We start from the raw sequence: 14,735 nt of genomic DNA, 5'->3' as shown, positions 1-14,735 counted from the left end.
ATCAGCCGACAAAATGAAAAAACTTGTTGAGCACAACGAATGCTAAAAAACTTACAAACAAAATCACCTCAATAATAAGTATAAAGTTGTTGGCTTTGAAGAATGACTTTTTCACAACAGTGATGGTGGTTTCTTTTCCTGCTTTATAAGTGATAAAATTAACAACATTAGCCAAATGTCAATGAAAGGTAATATCAGACCTTGGAGATGGAGAAGTAATTGCAAATTAATGGATGAAAATTTTTATCTTGTTTTCTTCAAAAACTAACTTAACTACAACACTTATGGATTTTTCATCAATTAATTGGTTAGCTGTTTTGGTAGCTACGGTATCAGCATTCATCGTTGGAGGTCTTTGGTATGGCCCCATTTTTGGCAAGGCTTGGATGGCTGAAATGGGATTTACGGAAGATGATCTTAAAGAGGCCAATATGGCAAAGGTTTATGGAACTGCTTTCATTCTTGAGTTTATCATCGCACTTCAACTAGCTTTCTTTCTTGGTCATGGCAACACAGATCCGTCAGTAGGACAGGGTGCAGCTTACGGATTGCATATTGGGCTGTTCTTTATAGCAGCTGCAATGGGCGTAAACGCACTATTTTCACGGGCTTCACTTAAACTATGGTTTATCAATGCATTTTACTTTGTGGTACTCTTGACATTGATGGGTGTGATTTTGACAATCATGTGACACAAAAGAATTAACCCCGATTTAATCGGGGTTTTTCATTTCTACTAAAACTGCTGATTGAGCAAAAAGAGTTTCATTTGTTACTTGGGTAATTTCGCCGGTGTTATAGTTCATGACGAAAATATCAAAATTCATTTTACCATCCGATCCTGTAGTATTTACGTCAAAGGTTATCAAACTTCCATCCGACGACCAGTTGTGCCATCCAACTTTTAAAGAATCTGGTGTTAGTTTTTTTAACTGAGAACCGTCAGGATTGATTTGAAACAAGAAAGAGCCTCCTTGTTGAACGGAATGAAAAGTAATAAGATCTCTTGTAGGCTCCCAGTATGGAGGTCCCGCATGATATTGCCACCATTTTGCTGTGGTGTCACTCTCTGGGTAATTTGTCAACTGCCGTAAATTATGACCGTCTACTCCAATAATGTATAGTTCATCTTGATAACCAATATTCGCCTTGAAGCGCTTGTTAGATCCACGGAATACAATCTTCGATCCATCAGGTGAAAAAGAAGGATCACTGAAATAAGCCATACCTGTATATACTTTTTGGATGAGCTCACCATTGCGATTAATGATGTAAAAAGCACTATCATTTTCTACCTTCGGATTCACTATTATTTCATCTCCACCTTTTCGAAAATCCATCCAACTATCTTTGAGCTGAGGCCCCCCAATTCGCCTATGTTCTTGGCCTAATGCATCTGTCTCGTAGAGGAAATAGCATCTGTAGCACGTGTCACGATCTGATATGTAAAGAACCTTATCATTCATTGAGCGGTAAGTCCATTCAACTCCATCAAGATTTGTAATGTTAATTACGTCAGTTCCATCCAAGTTTGCAGAAAATACTTCGTAATTGTCATTCTCCTGATCGGTGAGAACATTATATGCTGCACGATAGATCTTTGATTTTGCATTGTCATCTTTAACTTCCGTAGCACAAGCAAAGAGTAAACCAGTAGTTATTAGTATATAGGTAAGGTGTTTCATAGTGTCATCTCCAAATACCTAAGATAAAGCCTATTAATGTAAAATAGAGAGTGATATACCCTCCATTAATAAGCATATATTTAATGGGCTTTTGCTCATACATGGCAATTATGATGAATATTAATGCTGCCCATCCAAAGCCAGCCAGAAAACCTGCTGTCGTACCCCAAACCCAATCTGTATCAACGTCACCAAGAAAAAAAGCCATATTGTAACAAATGGCTAATGAGAGCAGTGTAGATATCCCATACAGTTTCCCAACATTAACATTCTTAAAGTCGTCATCGGTCTTGTTGTTAGCTTCTTTCCAGCCTTTGTAAAATAAGACAGGTGAGTACCAGATAGCACCTACAATTAAATTAGAAACAGCGGCTGCAATAACAGCCCAATGATTAATATATATTTCTTCCATAATTTTTTCTTTCAAATGTATTGGCCTTCTTAAAAGAAATATTGGAAAAAATTTACCTAACCGGAATGTAGTTGATTAAAGGCCCTTTTACTGTCAAATACTGCTTGGGACTGTAACCCGAAAAGGCTTTAAACTCATTGATAAAATGCGCTTGGTCATAATAGCCACAATCAAGTGATAATTGAGTCCAATTGATTTGACAAGTGGAATCTATTTCCAATACTACCTTTTGAAATCTCTGTATTTTTTGAAACCCCTTTGGTGTAATTCCAAGGTGTTTCTTAAATAAATTGATAAAGTGCTTCTGACTGTAGCCGGTCTTGCTGGCCACCCACTCAATGGTTTGAGTAGAAGGATTTGATTTTATAGCCTCCACAGCAAAGGTGACAGCTGATGGTATTTCTTCAGGGAGGAGTTGCTGTTCAAGAAATCGCTCAACCGTGTCAATTTTGTCTGAAACTAGAGAAGCAGTCTTGATATCCGAGCGTAGTATTTTGATTTTATCACCGAATATCAGGTCTGAATCAAGTACTTGATCTTTCACTTCTGTTATTGGAAATTGGGTGAAGTGAAAAGCTGCGCCGTGCTTGAAGCGTACCACCATCATTGAAGAATCTGTACCTCCGGCATCAATCGTAATTAAGCTAGTACGTGTTCCTGACAACCATGCCTCAGAGCATTTCTGTTTCACTAGCAACGAATGATTATCGAATATGTATTTCGGCTGATCTGTTAAGTCGATGACTAAGTCCTGATAGCCATCTGGCAGCATCTGTTCCACATCGTGAGTGGGAGAGTATTTGTCAAAATAGACTATTGACTCAATAAATTGGGCAAGAAAACCTGATGGCTGATGTAGGTGAAAATTCATCTATTCATTAGGGAAGAGTGAACGTGGAATTGTCATTATCTCGGTTTGCCTACCATCAATATATTTGACATTCTGGCCATCGAAAAATGCATCTTCCTCGAGCATGATTCGAATTTCTTTGTCCCATTCTTTGAGATAAACTCCTGCATTTAATTCAATGGAATGGGCGGTATTTGGATAAAGCGGATAGTCACCTTTTCCAGGAACGCCTCCTTGTTGATCCCAAAGTCCGATTGTTGGGCCTGCTGCATGCCCATGAAATCCGATTGGATGAGTATAGATTACACCTTTCAGACCTTCAGTTTTACACTGATCTAGTGTAGCTTTCAATATCTCATTTCCACTTCTCCCGACCTTGAAATTAGATGTGAGGATATCCTGCACTCGATTACCTTTCTTAAATGCCTCTATCAGAAAATTTGGTACCTCCCTTTCATCAGACTTTAGCACATACGCGTGCTGCTGAGTATCCGTATTTAATCTTAAGTAGGTAATTCCAAAATCCACATGTAAAAGGTCACCAGGGTAGATCACTTGTTGTTCAGGTCTTTCTGAAAATGATCGCAGGTGGTCAAACGACTCGGGATCCTTTCGTTGGATAGAAACCGAGGGATGAAACCATGCCGTAAATCCTAATTTCCTTATTCTATCACGATACCACCAAACGATATCATTGGTGGTTGTGATTCCGGGTTGAATTACTTTTTCAGAAAAACCCTCAGCAATGATTTGATGCGCTATTCGGACAATGTTTTGATAAACAATCATCTCACTTTCTGTCCGTGTCTCTAACCAGCCAATGGAAACATTTTCAGCTCCTACAACCCGAGACTGATAGTTTTTGGGAAGTACCCTCATTAGCTGATCATAGTGAGTAGATGAAATTCCGTCAGCTAATGCAAAAGTTTCAGATTTGTTAATTCCAATTTTTTTGGGATTTTTAGCTACAATCATTTCTGCCAAAGCTTTCCATTGGTCTGGCTGCTCTTCCTTGTTCCATATAGTCTTAAATAATTCACCAGTATTGTATCTGGACATTCCAAATGTTTCTAGAGGCTTGCCTTCGCCTGGATCATAAGCGATAAGCATGGTCGTCCTCCTGGCGGATTGCCATGTAGCAGGAAGTAATGTTTTTATCACTGGATCTTCATTGTACTCACGGGCAATGATTACCCACATGTCAATTCCAGAACGGCGCATGATTGGTGGAAGTACTGTCTCTACTCGCTCTTTCAACCATTGATCGATCACCTCTGCTCGTTCTTGCATAGAAAGAACTTTCGGTGTATACGGATTTTGCGCATTAATAAAAGATGAAAACAGGATGAAAATGACTATAAAAATTTTTTTCATGGGTTAAAATCTTATACCCGTCTAAGATACGAGAAATGGGAAACACAACTGGGTTTTGATGCGTTTTTACGAAATTAGTTTGTCACCAATACCTAATTATGAGGCTGATATCTGCATCGTTACTAACTGTTCTATCGCTTTATATGCTAGCGAATCCTAGGATTGATAGTTTAAAGTACGAGCTATTTAATCATACCTCCGAAGATGTCGTAAAGGTTCAACTACTTAACAGTCTAGGCTATGAATATTGGATCATCAATCCAGTGCAATCGATTATATATGGTCAGCAAGCCAAAGCACTTGCAGAAATTTTAAACGATTCAAACGGTCTGGCATTTTCTAATAGGGTAATAGGTGTAGCACATTGGGCACGAGGTAGTTATGATCGTGGGCTCGAATACCTATTGGATGGATTATCGCTGTACCGTAACATGAGTGATACGCTAGGTGAGGCTAACTGTTTGATGAATATTGGATTGATCTATTCAGATCGTACAGATGATGAATTGGCACTTGAGTACTATTTTGATGCACTCAAACTTTTTGAAAAGGTTGGAGCAACCAACCGATCTGCAACTACATATGTAAAAGTGGCTACTATATTCATTCGTCAAGAAAATTTTAATGCAGCATATGACTTTTTGCAACGTGCTGAATACATCCATGGTAGCGATCAATTTATGTATGGGATGTCAGAAATACTGAATAGATACGGACTTCTAAAAACAAAAACGGAAGAGTATGATAGTGCAGCTTTATATCTGAATCATTCGCTAGAGGTGAGTGAAAAAATTCAAGACATTGATGGTGTCACACGTAACTATCTCTATCTGGCTGATGTAGCAATACTTACCAATAGGATTAACAAAGCTGAAGATTTTCTAAATAAAGCTCTTGTCGCCGCCAGAAAAGTCCAATCACATAAGCTATTAAAAGAGATATATGATAGACTGCAGCAAATTGCCAGAGAAAAAGGGAATCTTGAAAGAGCGATAATTTATTACGATAGGTACGTTCAGCAGAAGGATAGCATTTTCAACGAACAAACTTTAAATAATATTTCCAGGCTTGAAGCAGAGTTAGCAACAGCCGAACAAAAAAGACAATTGATAGCAAAAGAAAATGAGATTGTAATCTTAGAGCAAAAGTCTGAAATCCAGAACACACGAATTTTTGTTCTTATCATTCTTATGGTTACTGTGATTGTTTTTGCAGCACTTATTATTCGAAACAGACAGCTGGCCGCTCAGCGAAATGAACAATTGGCTAAGAAAGAAGCAGACGAAGCAAAGCAAGAACTGGAATTTAAAAACAGAGAATTGGTATCGTACACAGTAAATTTTGTTCAAAAAAATCGACTTTTTGAAGAACTAATGGATTCTGTTTCAGAAATGAAAAAGACCTCAGTAGATGATGCAAGGCAAAATTTAATTGGGATGGAGCGTACCATAAAAAGACATCTACAAATCGATAGAGATTGGGAAGATTTTAAAATGAGATTCGAAAATTTGCACACTGGTTTTTTTGATAAAATTTTGGATCGTGAATCATCACTAACGGGTAATGATTTAAAACTGTGTGCACTGGTGAAAATGAATTTTTCTATCAAGGAGATTTCCGAGATGATGGGCATTTCAACAGAGAGTGTAAAAACTGCCAGGTATCGCCTTAAAAAGAAACTGAATCTACCGGGCGAGATGTCGATAAACGACTTTTTAAATACTGTGAGCTAGTTTCTTTCGTTTGCTTGTGACCTTTTGTCTACTGGTGAGAATGGAAGCGTCACTTTTAGTACACGGTTATATAAAGAGTGTTGACTTTTAGATATCCATTTTTGTGATGGTTTTAAAATCACACTATACCATGGAAAAATCAATTAATATCCCGCTTTTCAACCGGTTGATTGTCTGCTTAGGAATTGCAACCGCAGTTTTACTACTATCCTCTTGCGCTGAGCAAAAAACAACATTTCAGGCTCCTTTATTCGAAACCATTGGTGACTATCGAATGAATGCAACAACCGCATCCGAGGACGCCAAACGTTTCTTTGATCAAGGAATGATTTTCACCTATGGCTTTAATCACGGTGAAGCAGCAAGATCATTTAGAGAAGCTATACGTCTGGATAGTAACTTTGTAATGGCATACTGGGGGCTTGCGTACACTTTGGGACCAAATTATAATGCGCCATTGGATATAGCTTCCAGAAAAGAAATAATGTGGGCTGTAAATAAGTCTCTCTCGCTTAAGCACACCGTTGCAGATCTTGAAAGAAGATTAGTAGAAGCATCGGCTGTTAAATATTCAGCAGATATTGAGGAGCCACAATTAGTTTCATTTGCCAACTCTATGAAAGATCTAAGCATGGCATATCCGGAAAATGCAGATGTTGCAACTTTATACGCTGAAGCATTGATGCTACAGCATCCGTGGGATTTGTATGAATACAAAGGTGGCCCTGCCAGAGATTGGACCCCTGAAATCAAGAGAGCACTTGATCAGGCTTTGAACATCAATCCAAAACATCCACTTGCGAATCATTTGAATATTCATGCCACAGAGGCGGCTAGCTGGCCTGAGTTAGGTATGAAGTCAGCAGGAGAATTACGAAGTTTGATTATTCCAGGTGCTGGCCATTTGGTTCATATGCCATCTCATACATATATAAACACAGGAGATTATCACCTTGGAACCTTGGTTAATCTTGATGCCGTTGAAGCTGATAGTATCTATAGTGCTCAGTGTGTAGCTCAGGGAGCATTCCCATTATACTATTATCATAATTACCACTTCCTGGCTGCTTGCGCTGCGTTGGAAGGAAGAGGAGCGCTAGCCATTGAATCTTCTTTTAAAATGGTACAAACCATCGATCAATCATTACTTGGAGTACCAGGTTTTGAAACAACTCAGCATTTTATGACCATTCCATATAATGTATTAGTAAAATTTGCTCAATGGGAAAGAATATTAATATTGAGCGCTCCGGATGTAAGATTTCCTTATTTAACAACTCTTTGGCACTATGCCAGAGGTATGGCCTATGCTAATTTAAATCAGCTTTCAAGTGCTAGTAAAGAACTGCAAAACCTTAATGATGTGCAGAATGGTGCCGGGTTTGATGAATTTTTGATTTTTGGAATCAATTCTGGTCAAACAGTAGTGAATATAGCCAGTAAGGTATTGGAGGCTGAAATAGCTCAAAAAACACTTGATTTTGAAAAAGCAGAATTACTGCTCACAGAAGCTGTTGAAATCGAAGATAGTATGAGCTATAATGAACCACCCGATTGGTTCTTTTCAGTTAGGCATCTTCTTGGTGAGCTTTATATGAGACAAAATCGGTTCAATGATGCTGAGATTGTATACAAGCAAGACCTTAAAAATTTCCCCAAAAATGGGTTTGCATTAAATGGTCTATATCACAGTTTGGTTGCTCAAAATAGACATGCAGAAGCAAAAAAAGTAAGGCAACAGTTAGAAATTGCTTGGTCTTTTTCAGATATAATTTTAAAGTTCTCTCGTATCGATGAGGATTTGCGTCAAGATCTCGAATTACAAATCGTGGAGAATAGTCCGACGGAAATGATACGCTTGGCAGCCTCTTTTTGCGGTCCCATCGCTAAGTAGACCTCTCGTAAACCTGAATGACGTTGAAGTCAACCTCTTGTACACCTGTAAAGCTAGGACACGAGGAGCCACCAATTGATATTTGCAAGTCTTCTATTAAATAATATTAGGTTTTGATTATGAAGACGTTACTCTGAAAGCGGAGTAATTTTGGTGGTAGGGGCGTCCTTTGGACGCCCTTTTTTATTCCACTATAATTCTAGAAGTGTGCTCATCGCCTTCCGTTGACTGAACCTTCATTAAATAGATTCCTTTTTTAAGTTTTGAAAGGTTCACATGATAACTAAGCATATCTTGTTGCACGACTTGCTGAGTTAACCTTTTTGCAGTACCGCCAGATATGCTATAAAACATTACTTCTTTAATAAGGATTGGTTTGGTCGAGGAGAGTATTAATGCTCCATTTTTGACAATTGTAGGATATGCTACAATTTCTCTCTTTTCTTTTATGAGGCCTGTACTCACTCGCTTTACTTCAAAATATTCATATTGACCGTCAAAATCGACTTGTTTTAACCTGTAAAATTCAATCGGAGCAAAGGCAAAATTGTCTGAAAATTCATAAGCTATTAATTCATTTGTATTTCCGTTACCCTCCACTTTCCCTACTTCATAAAAGTAGATGCCATCTTCAGATCGTTCAATTGTAAAAAAGTCGTTATTTATTTCTGACGCAGTTGCCCATGTTAGCTTTATACCATTAGTAGCATCTATATTGAAATAGAGCAAGTCTACGGGCAAAGGGGTAGCTCCACCTCCATTAACATACTCTTCGATAGGACCGAACCCATCATCGGATAAATCATCCAGCAGAAATGATGAATCTCCTGACCCATCTCCACTATCGTCAATCTCAGATTCAGCATTTCCTCCATAGCTTCCTGCGTAAACATTCCCATCTCCAGAGTAATCATTATTTCCTGTTGAACCAGACATAGTAAAAGTGCCTGTTACTACTATCAAACCGTCTGAATCAACAGAGATTTTGTTATTCATCGTGAGGTCGCCGAAAATGATCAATACGCCATTGGAGGTAACAGTTAGCTCCATGGACTTATTTTCAAATACTACATCACCGAAAATTACAAGTGTATCATTTACCGTGAACTCACCGGCAAAATTGCTATTGGCTACGTTCACATTTACATCGCTAATATTCGAGCCAAGAGTGATGTAATCATTTATATCGATCGTTTCACCATCGAGGTTTAACGTCCCGTCTCCATCAGTTCCATTTCCAGGGTAGGATGCATCCCAGTTTCCATTGACTTGCCATGACCCGTCAGCGGTGGTTGTTTGAGCAGAAACATAAAAGCTTGCAATTAAAGCAAGTAAACAGATGAATCTAGTTTTCATATTTGTTTTGGATAACATGCGAAATTACGCAGTAAAGAGTATCTAAAGATTTTAATTAACCATTAAATTCATTGGTTAGATGCCATTATTCGACATAACTTTCTTTTGGCTTGTTGAAATGCTTTTTTCTACCTTTGTACTTCAATCTTATAACCCACAAATGAATTATTTAAATAACCTTACTGAAGGAATTGGTAATACACCCTTACTGAAGCTAAACAACGTTAATGAAGGAATAAAAGGGACCATTTTGGTCAAAGTTGAGTATTTCAATCCTGGAAACTCAATCAAAGATCGAATCGCTTTGAAAATGATCGAGGACGCTGAAAAGGATGGTGTTTTAAAGCCTGGGGGAACTATCATTGAAGGTACTTCTGGAAATACTGGAATGGGGCTTGCTCTTGTAGCCATTGCAAAGGGTTATAAGTGCATTTTCACGTTGGCAGACAAGCAGAGTAAGGAAAAAATGGATGTTTTAAGAGCAATGGGAGCTGAAGTAATTGTATGCCCTACAAATGTCTCTCCTGAAGATCCAAAATCGTACTATTCTGTGGCAAAAAAACTCAATGAAGACATTCCAAATTCATTTTATCCCAACCAATACGACAATGAGTCAAATACTTTGGCGCATTATGAAACTACCGGACCAGAAATCTGGAAGGATACAGATGGAAAAATCACACATTATGCAGCTGGTATGGGTACAGGAGGTACAATCAGTGGAACATCAAAATATCTCAAAGAGCAGAACCCGGGTGTTATAACTGTCGGTTTAGACTCGTATGGATCTGTTTTTAAGAAGTATAAGGAGACAGGTGTCTTCGATGAGAAAGAGATTTATCCATATTTGACCGAAGGTATTGGAGAGGATATTCTACCAAAAAATGTCAATTTCGATATGGTGGATCACATTGTGAAAGTAACAGATAAGGATGCTGCAATTATGACGCGTAAACTAGCAAGAGAAGAGGGTTTATTTGTGGGATGGTCTTGCGGATCTGCTGTGCACGGCGCACTTGAGTATGCTAAAGAAAATCTTAAAGAAGACGATGTAATGGTTATTATTTTACCGGATCATGGAACCAGATATCTCGGTAAAGTTTATAATGACGATTGGATGAAGGATCATGGATTTCTGGAGGAGCGAAAGTTCGCTACTGCTAAAGACATTATTACAAATAAGAACGGGCAATCTGAGCTAGTGACAATTGGTCAGGATTTGAAAGTAGGAGAGGCTATAAAACTTATGAGCCAAAAAGGGATAGATCAAGCTCCGGTAATCAACGGAGATCACTTTGTAGGAAGCATATCTGATAGTAAGATTTTGGGAAGCTTAATTGAAAATCCAGAAATGAAAGACAAGCCAGTATCCGAAGTAATGGATGGAGCTTTTCAGTTTGTTTCTCCACATGATACCTTGGATGTGATGTCTTCGATGCTTGGTAAGCAAACGAAAGCACTTCTTGTAAGAGACGATAAAAATAATGTGCATATTATAACTCAAAGTGACCTTTTGGTTGCAATGACGAATTGATTAAATTTGAATAGCACAATTAAACTTTAACTCTTTACTTGCAGTCCCGGCGTAAATCGTCGGGATTTTTTAATTGTATAAATGAAGTCGAATCAACCAATAGGGATTTTTGATAGTGGAATAGGCGGCCTTACAGTAGCTAAGGCTGTAAAAAAAATATTACCACAAGAGTCAGTTATCTATTTTGGTGATACAGCACACCTGCCTTATGGTGATAAGTCCACTGCGGCCATTCAAGCGTATTCTGTGAGGATTGCTGAGATGCTGCTAAAGCATAGATGCAAAGTTATTTTAATAGCGTGTAATTCGGCTTCTTCAGCGGCGTATGAATTAGTTACAGAATATGTTGGCAAACGTGCAAAAGTGTTTGACGTAATAAATCCTACGGTGGATTTTATTCGAGAAAATCATCACAATGATATTGTTGGATTGATTGGAACAAAACAAACAGTTAGTGCGGGAGTATATGCTAAAAAAATAGCTGAATTAGATCAAAATATTGACTTTAAGGCATTAGCGACACCTTTACTGGTTCCAATGATTGAAGAAGGAATCTATGAAGATGAGATTAGCAAAAATATCATTAGTAAATACCTGAATGATTCTGTATTGGTTGGCATCAAATCTCTAATTTTAGGATGTACTCATTATCCGATTATTCAGAAAGAAATTAAGGACTACTATAATGATTTGAATGAGGCAGTCGAAATCATAGATTCAGCGGATACTGTAGCTAAAGCATTAAGGTCCTTCTTAGAATACAATCAGCTTTGCAATAGATCAGAAGTCACGGATGATAAATTTTATGTTTCTGATTTCACTGATTCGTTTGAACGTACAACGAAAACATTTTTTGGTGAGAAAGTTCATCTTGAGCAAATTCCCATTTGGGATGAATTAACTTAGCTTTACATCATGAAAAAACTTTCTTATATCACCTTGATTTTCTTAATCGCAAGTTGTTCTGTTTCTAAAAGCACTAAGACTATGCATCCATTTTCTGGTGATAGTGTCGGCTGTGGAAATTTCATTGTCTATAAATTAACTGAAGACAACAAAGAGTTTGTTTCGATAATAGTAGATGTTTCTTCAATAGAGTTGGAGGCAAGACAATCCTACGGAATTGGAAAGTCTGAGATAATTAAAGTGACGAGAAAGAAATATGAGGGAGCCATCAATGAAACACTTTGCAACGATGTTATGATTGCTAAAAAACCAAAGGAGCTACTCGAAGAGGTGGCTACGGATGGAGTAGTGGATCTAATTGTCAGCGAAGTGGAACAAGAAAAAGCAAATAATAATGAGCCATATAAGGCCACCATTATTCTTAAAAATGTGGTTTTTGAGTCTATATCAATAGATTATCTCCGTCTGGACAATATAAATGTTGGGTGGCTTCCAGGATAGGCCCTGACAATTTTCATGGGAACATTTTCTTAAAAGCTTTCGAGGCGTAAATTCGAGTGTGATTTCGTTCGTCTTCTACCTGGCCTTTCTGTTGATTTTTGTAGTTTTCGCTGTATATGCAGAGCGAAAAACTGCAGCATTTATTCAAAATAGATTAGGCCCAATGGAGGTTGGGCCAAAAGGAATTCTCCAAACGATAGCTGATTTGCTAAAGATGCTTCAAAAGGAAGATATTAGAGCAAATGCCGTAGATTTGATCCCTTTCTTAATTGCACCCTTGATTGTTTTTGCTGCCGTTTTCACCGGGTTTTCTGTATTGCCCATTAATTCAGATTTGGAGGGATCAGGTATATCAAGTGGCGTATTTTTCTTATTGGCGATTGTATCGCTAGATGTATTGGGAATTTTAATGGCAGGCTGGGCATCAAACAATAAATATAGTCTTTATGGAGCCATGCGCTCTGTAGCTCAGATAGTATCGTATGAGGTACCACTAGGATTGAGTGTGCTATGTGTCGTCATAATAGCAGGCACCCTAGATCTGAATCAAATGAGTCTGATACAAAGTAGGGATGGGATGTTTACCTGGAATATTATTACCCATCCGGTTTTAATTATTCCTTTTTTCATCTTTTTTATTGCAACTCTTGCTGAATCCAATCGTGCCCCGTTTGATCTTCCGGAATCTGAATCAGAGTTGATAGGTGGATATAGCACGGAGTATTCCGGTTTTCGCTGGGGCATGTTCATGCTTTCCGAATATGGAATGATGTTATTGCTATCAATTCTTGGCACAATTCTATTCTTTGGTGGATGGAGTTCACCGCTAGCAATTTTTGGTCAAGGACCTATTTGGGGCGCAGTATGGTTGCTATCAAAAGCAATGCTTTTGATTTTTGTGCAAATGTGGGTGAGATGGACACTACCCAGATTAAGAGTAGATCAGCTCATGAGCTTATCTTGGAAATACTTAACACCTTTAGCTATTGTGATGCTATTCGTTTGTGCACTTTGGAAACTTTGGATAATGAGCTAAGCAATGAGCTATTTCGGTAACATATCATCTGCTGTGAAGACCACCTGGAAAGGGATGTTACTATCCATTCAATATTTTTTTCAAGCTCGAAAGAGCCGTAAAAAGGAGTGGGTTGGAGAGGATAATTATTTCGAGAAAGCAAACGGAACGTTTACCGTGCAATATCCGCACGAAGAAATCCCAATTCCTGACCATGGTCGTTATCAATTGCATAATGAAATAGATGACTGTATAGTATGTGATAAATGCGCGAAAATTTGTCCAGTTGATTGCATCGACATAGAACCTGTGCGTTCACCTGAAGTATTCGGTCAAACTTCTGATGGAACACCACTTAGGATTTATGCTGCCAAATTTGATATCGATATGTCTAAATGTTGCTTTTGTGGCTTGTGTACAGTTGTGTGCCCTACAGAATGCCTTACCATGACAAAAGAATTTGATTTTAGTACTACCGATATTCTGGATCATAACTTCTCTTTTAGTAAAATGAACAATAAGGAAATTGCTGAAAAGAAGAAAGAGTTTGAAGAGTATCAGGCAGATAAAATAAAGGCAAAACCAGAGCTTCCTACAATCAAAAAAGAAGGAGATGTTACGAAAAAGCCTTCTACTAAACCTGTATTTAAACCACGTATTCCAAAGAAAAAATAGTGATTATTTTTATACAAATATCACTTTTATTAGCAACTCTGCTTGGAGTTGGAATCATCATATTCACCAAGAATATTGTACATGCAGCTTACGCATTGTGCCTTGCATTAATTGGTATAGCAGGAATATATGTGATTCTAATGTCCGACCTTTTAGCTGTCGTACAAATTATGCTGTATGCTGGCGGAGTAGTTATTTTGCTCGCCTTTGGCGTAATGATGACTAACAGACTGAGAGGAGACAAAGTGCTGTCGAAATCCGAAAATACCGTTATAGGTGCGATCATTTCCTTAGGCCTATTCTGTCTGTTGGCCTATCTTATTTCAGGTAGCACTTTTTCAACTTCCGAAGTTGAAAAACAAGATCAGATACGTCAAATTGGCATTTCCTTTCTTACTGAACATGCAGTTGCTTTTGAGTTGGTTGCCTTCATATTGCTAGTTGCTTTAGTAGGCGCAGGATATCTCGCAAAAACGGCAGGAGATGAGTGAGGAGCAATTACCATATTATCTCTACTTTGCAGCCTTACTTTTTAGTTCAGGTGTTTTCGTTGTTCTGACAAAGCGTGCCTCAATTTTCGTTTTGATGGGTGTTGAATTAATGCTAAATGGAGCCAACATTGTTTTGGCCGTATTCTCGCAATATGATCCAAATTTAAGAGGTCAGGTTTTAGCCATTTTCGCTATAGTGCTTACTGTTTGTGAGGTTTCTATAGCATTAGCTATTCTGCTAAATATTTATAGAAAAACTAAAGCATCCAATCTGGATGAACTAACTAAGGTTGGAAACTGATGGAAATG

The 14,735-nt window shown here is 38.1% G+C and carries 15 protein-coding genes; 10 read left to right on the top strand and 5 right to left on the bottom strand.

Going from position 1 to position 14,735, the window contains the following annotated elements; genetic code table 11:
- The first annotated feature begins 284 nt into the window (after positions 1-284).
- Positions 285-692, top strand: coding sequence for a DUF1761 domain-containing protein (locus ABJG98_RS05565; protein WP_348278496.1), 408 nt, complete (start codon positions 285-287; stop codon positions 690-692).
- 21 nt (positions 693-713) lie between these two features.
- Here the strand turns inward: ABJG98_RS05565 and ABJG98_RS05560 are convergent, their stop codons facing one another.
- Genes ABJG98_RS05560 through ABJG98_RS05545 form a run of 4 tightly spaced genes read right to left on the bottom strand, consistent with a single transcriptional unit; the run spans position 714 to position 4,321 of the window.
- Positions 714-1,685 carry a hypothetical protein gene (locus ABJG98_RS05560; protein WP_348278495.1) on the bottom strand — a complete coding sequence of 324 codons (972 nt, stop codon included), beginning with the start codon at positions 1,683-1,685 and terminating at the stop codon, positions 714-716.
- A gap of 4 nt (positions 1,686-1,689) precedes the next feature.
- Positions 1,690-2,097, bottom strand: a complete 408-nt coding sequence (locus tag ABJG98_RS05555) for a DUF1761 domain-containing protein (RefSeq protein ID WP_348278494.1) — start codon at positions 2,095-2,097, stop codon at positions 1,690-1,692.
- Between the two features lie 52 nt (positions 2,098-2,149).
- Complete coding sequence (locus ABJG98_RS05550; RefSeq protein WP_348278493.1) at positions 2,150-2,968, bottom strand: AraC family transcriptional regulator; 819 nt, start codon at positions 2,966-2,968, stop codon at positions 2,150-2,152.
- Positions 2,969-4,321 (bottom strand): M24 family metallopeptidase, encoded by a 1,353-nt coding sequence (locus ABJG98_RS05545; protein WP_348278492.1) that lies wholly within the window; start codon positions 4,319-4,321, stop codon positions 2,969-2,971.
- 98 nt (positions 4,322-4,419) lie between these two features.
- On the opposite strand from ABJG98_RS05545, the gene ABJG98_RS05540 reads away from it, so the two are divergent.
- Positions 4,420-6,054: a hypothetical protein gene (locus ABJG98_RS05540; RefSeq protein WP_348278491.1), complete on the top strand. Its 1,635-nt coding sequence runs from the start codon at positions 4,420-4,422 to the stop codon at positions 6,052-6,054.
- Positions 6,055-6,184: 130 nt separating this feature from the next.
- Positions 6,185-7,948: a hypothetical protein gene (locus ABJG98_RS05535; RefSeq protein ID WP_348278490.1), complete on the top strand. Its 1,764-nt coding sequence runs from the start codon at positions 6,185-6,187 to the stop codon at positions 7,946-7,948.
- Between the two features lie 183 nt (positions 7,949-8,131).
- Here the strand turns inward: ABJG98_RS05535 and ABJG98_RS05530 are convergent, their stop codons facing one another.
- Positions 8,132-9,304: a hypothetical protein gene (locus tag ABJG98_RS05530; protein WP_348278489.1), complete on the bottom strand. Its 1,173-nt coding sequence runs from the start codon at positions 9,302-9,304 to the stop codon at positions 8,132-8,134.
- 160 nt (positions 9,305-9,464) lie between these two features.
- Here ABJG98_RS05530 and ABJG98_RS05525 point away from each other — a divergent pair, with 160 nt between their 5' ends.
- From ABJG98_RS05525 to nuoK, 7 genes are all read left to right on the top strand, one after another.
- The gene (locus tag ABJG98_RS05525) at positions 9,465-10,838 is read left to right on the top strand and encodes a cystathionine beta-synthase (protein ID WP_348278664.1); all 1,374 of its coding nucleotides are present in this window, start codon (positions 9,465-9,467) and stop codon (positions 10,836-10,838) included.
- 81 nt (positions 10,839-10,919) lie between these two features.
- Complete coding sequence (gene murI / locus ABJG98_RS05520) at positions 10,920-11,744, top strand: glutamate racemase (protein WP_348278488.1); 825 nt, start codon at positions 10,920-10,922, stop codon at positions 11,742-11,744.
- 9 nt (positions 11,745-11,753) lie between these two features.
- Positions 11,754-12,245, top strand: coding sequence for a hypothetical protein (locus ABJG98_RS05515; RefSeq protein WP_348278487.1), 492 nt, complete (start codon positions 11,754-11,756; stop codon positions 12,243-12,245).
- Positions 12,246-12,303: 58 nt separating this feature from the next.
- Positions 12,304-13,281, top strand: coding sequence for an NADH-quinone oxidoreductase subunit NuoH (gene nuoH / locus ABJG98_RS05510; protein WP_348278486.1), 978 nt, complete (start codon positions 12,304-12,306; stop codon positions 13,279-13,281).
- A 54-nt stretch (positions 13,282-13,335) separates the two neighbouring features.
- Positions 13,336-13,935: a 4Fe-4S dicluster domain-containing protein gene (locus ABJG98_RS05505; RefSeq protein WP_348278485.1), complete on the top strand. Its 600-nt coding sequence runs from the start codon at positions 13,336-13,338 to the stop codon at positions 13,933-13,935.
- Positions 13,935-14,426: an NADH-quinone oxidoreductase subunit J gene (locus tag ABJG98_RS05500; RefSeq protein WP_348278484.1), complete on the top strand. Its 492-nt coding sequence runs from the start codon at positions 13,935-13,937 to the stop codon at positions 14,424-14,426. Before ABJG98_RS05505 ends, ABJG98_RS05500 begins: the two co-directional genes overlap by 1 nt.
- A complete protein-coding gene (gene nuoK, locus ABJG98_RS05495; protein WP_348278483.1) occupies positions 14,419-14,727 on the top strand; it encodes an NADH-quinone oxidoreductase subunit NuoK in 309 nt (102 codons plus the stop codon). The genes ABJG98_RS05500 and nuoK overlap by 8 nt, the downstream gene beginning before the upstream one ends.
- Positions 14,728-14,735 lie beyond the last annotated feature (8 nt).

This window comes from Ekhidna sp. (assembly GCF_039960695.1).
Taxonomy (GTDB): domain Bacteria; phylum Bacteroidota; class Bacteroidia; order Cytophagales; family Cyclobacteriaceae; genus Ekhidna.
This window is presented reverse-complemented; position numbering and strand designations above follow the sequence as displayed.

What these genes read in the sequence shown, in the direction of transcription:
- ABJG98_RS05565 (WP_348278496.1), top strand. Translation starts at nt 285, where the DNA reads ATGGATTTTTCATCAATTAATTGGTTAGCTGTTTTGGTAGCTACGGTA.
- ABJG98_RS05560 (WP_348278495.1), bottom strand. Translation starts at nt 1,685, where the DNA reads ATGAAACACCTTACCTATATACTAATAACTACTGGTTTACTCTTTGCT.
- ABJG98_RS05555 (WP_348278494.1), bottom strand. Translation starts at nt 2,097, where the DNA reads ATGGAAGAAATATATATTAATCATTGGGCTGTTATTGCAGCCGCTGTT.
- ABJG98_RS05550 (WP_348278493.1), bottom strand. Translation starts at nt 2,968, where the DNA reads ATGAATTTTCACCTACATCAGCCATCAGGTTTTCTTGCCCAATTTATT.
- ABJG98_RS05545 (WP_348278492.1), bottom strand. Translation starts at nt 4,321, where the DNA reads ATGAAAAAAATTTTTATAGTCATTTTCATCCTGTTTTCATCTTTTATT.
- ABJG98_RS05540 (WP_348278491.1), top strand. Translation starts at nt 4,420, where the DNA reads ATGAGGCTGATATCTGCATCGTTACTAACTGTTCTATCGCTTTATATG.
- ABJG98_RS05535 (WP_348278490.1), top strand. Translation starts at nt 6,185, where the DNA reads ATGGAAAAATCAATTAATATCCCGCTTTTCAACCGGTTGATTGTCTGC.
- ABJG98_RS05530 (WP_348278489.1), bottom strand. Translation starts at nt 9,304, where the DNA reads ATGAAAACTAGATTCATCTGTTTACTTGCTTTAATTGCAAGCTTTTAT.
- ABJG98_RS05525 (WP_348278664.1), top strand. Translation starts at nt 9,465, where the DNA reads ATGAATTATTTAAATAACCTTACTGAAGGAATTGGTAATACACCCTTA.
- murI (WP_348278488.1), top strand. Translation starts at nt 10,920, where the DNA reads ATGAAGTCGAATCAACCAATAGGGATTTTTGATAGTGGAATAGGCGGC.
- ABJG98_RS05515 (WP_348278487.1), top strand. Translation starts at nt 11,754, where the DNA reads ATGAAAAAACTTTCTTATATCACCTTGATTTTCTTAATCGCAAGTTGT.
- ABJG98_RS05505 (WP_348278485.1), top strand. Translation starts at nt 13,336, where the DNA reads ATGTTACTATCCATTCAATATTTTTTTCAAGCTCGAAAGAGCCGTAAA.
- nuoK (WP_348278483.1), top strand. Translation starts at nt 14,419, where the DNA reads ATGAGTGAGGAGCAATTACCATATTATCTCTACTTTGCAGCCTTACTT.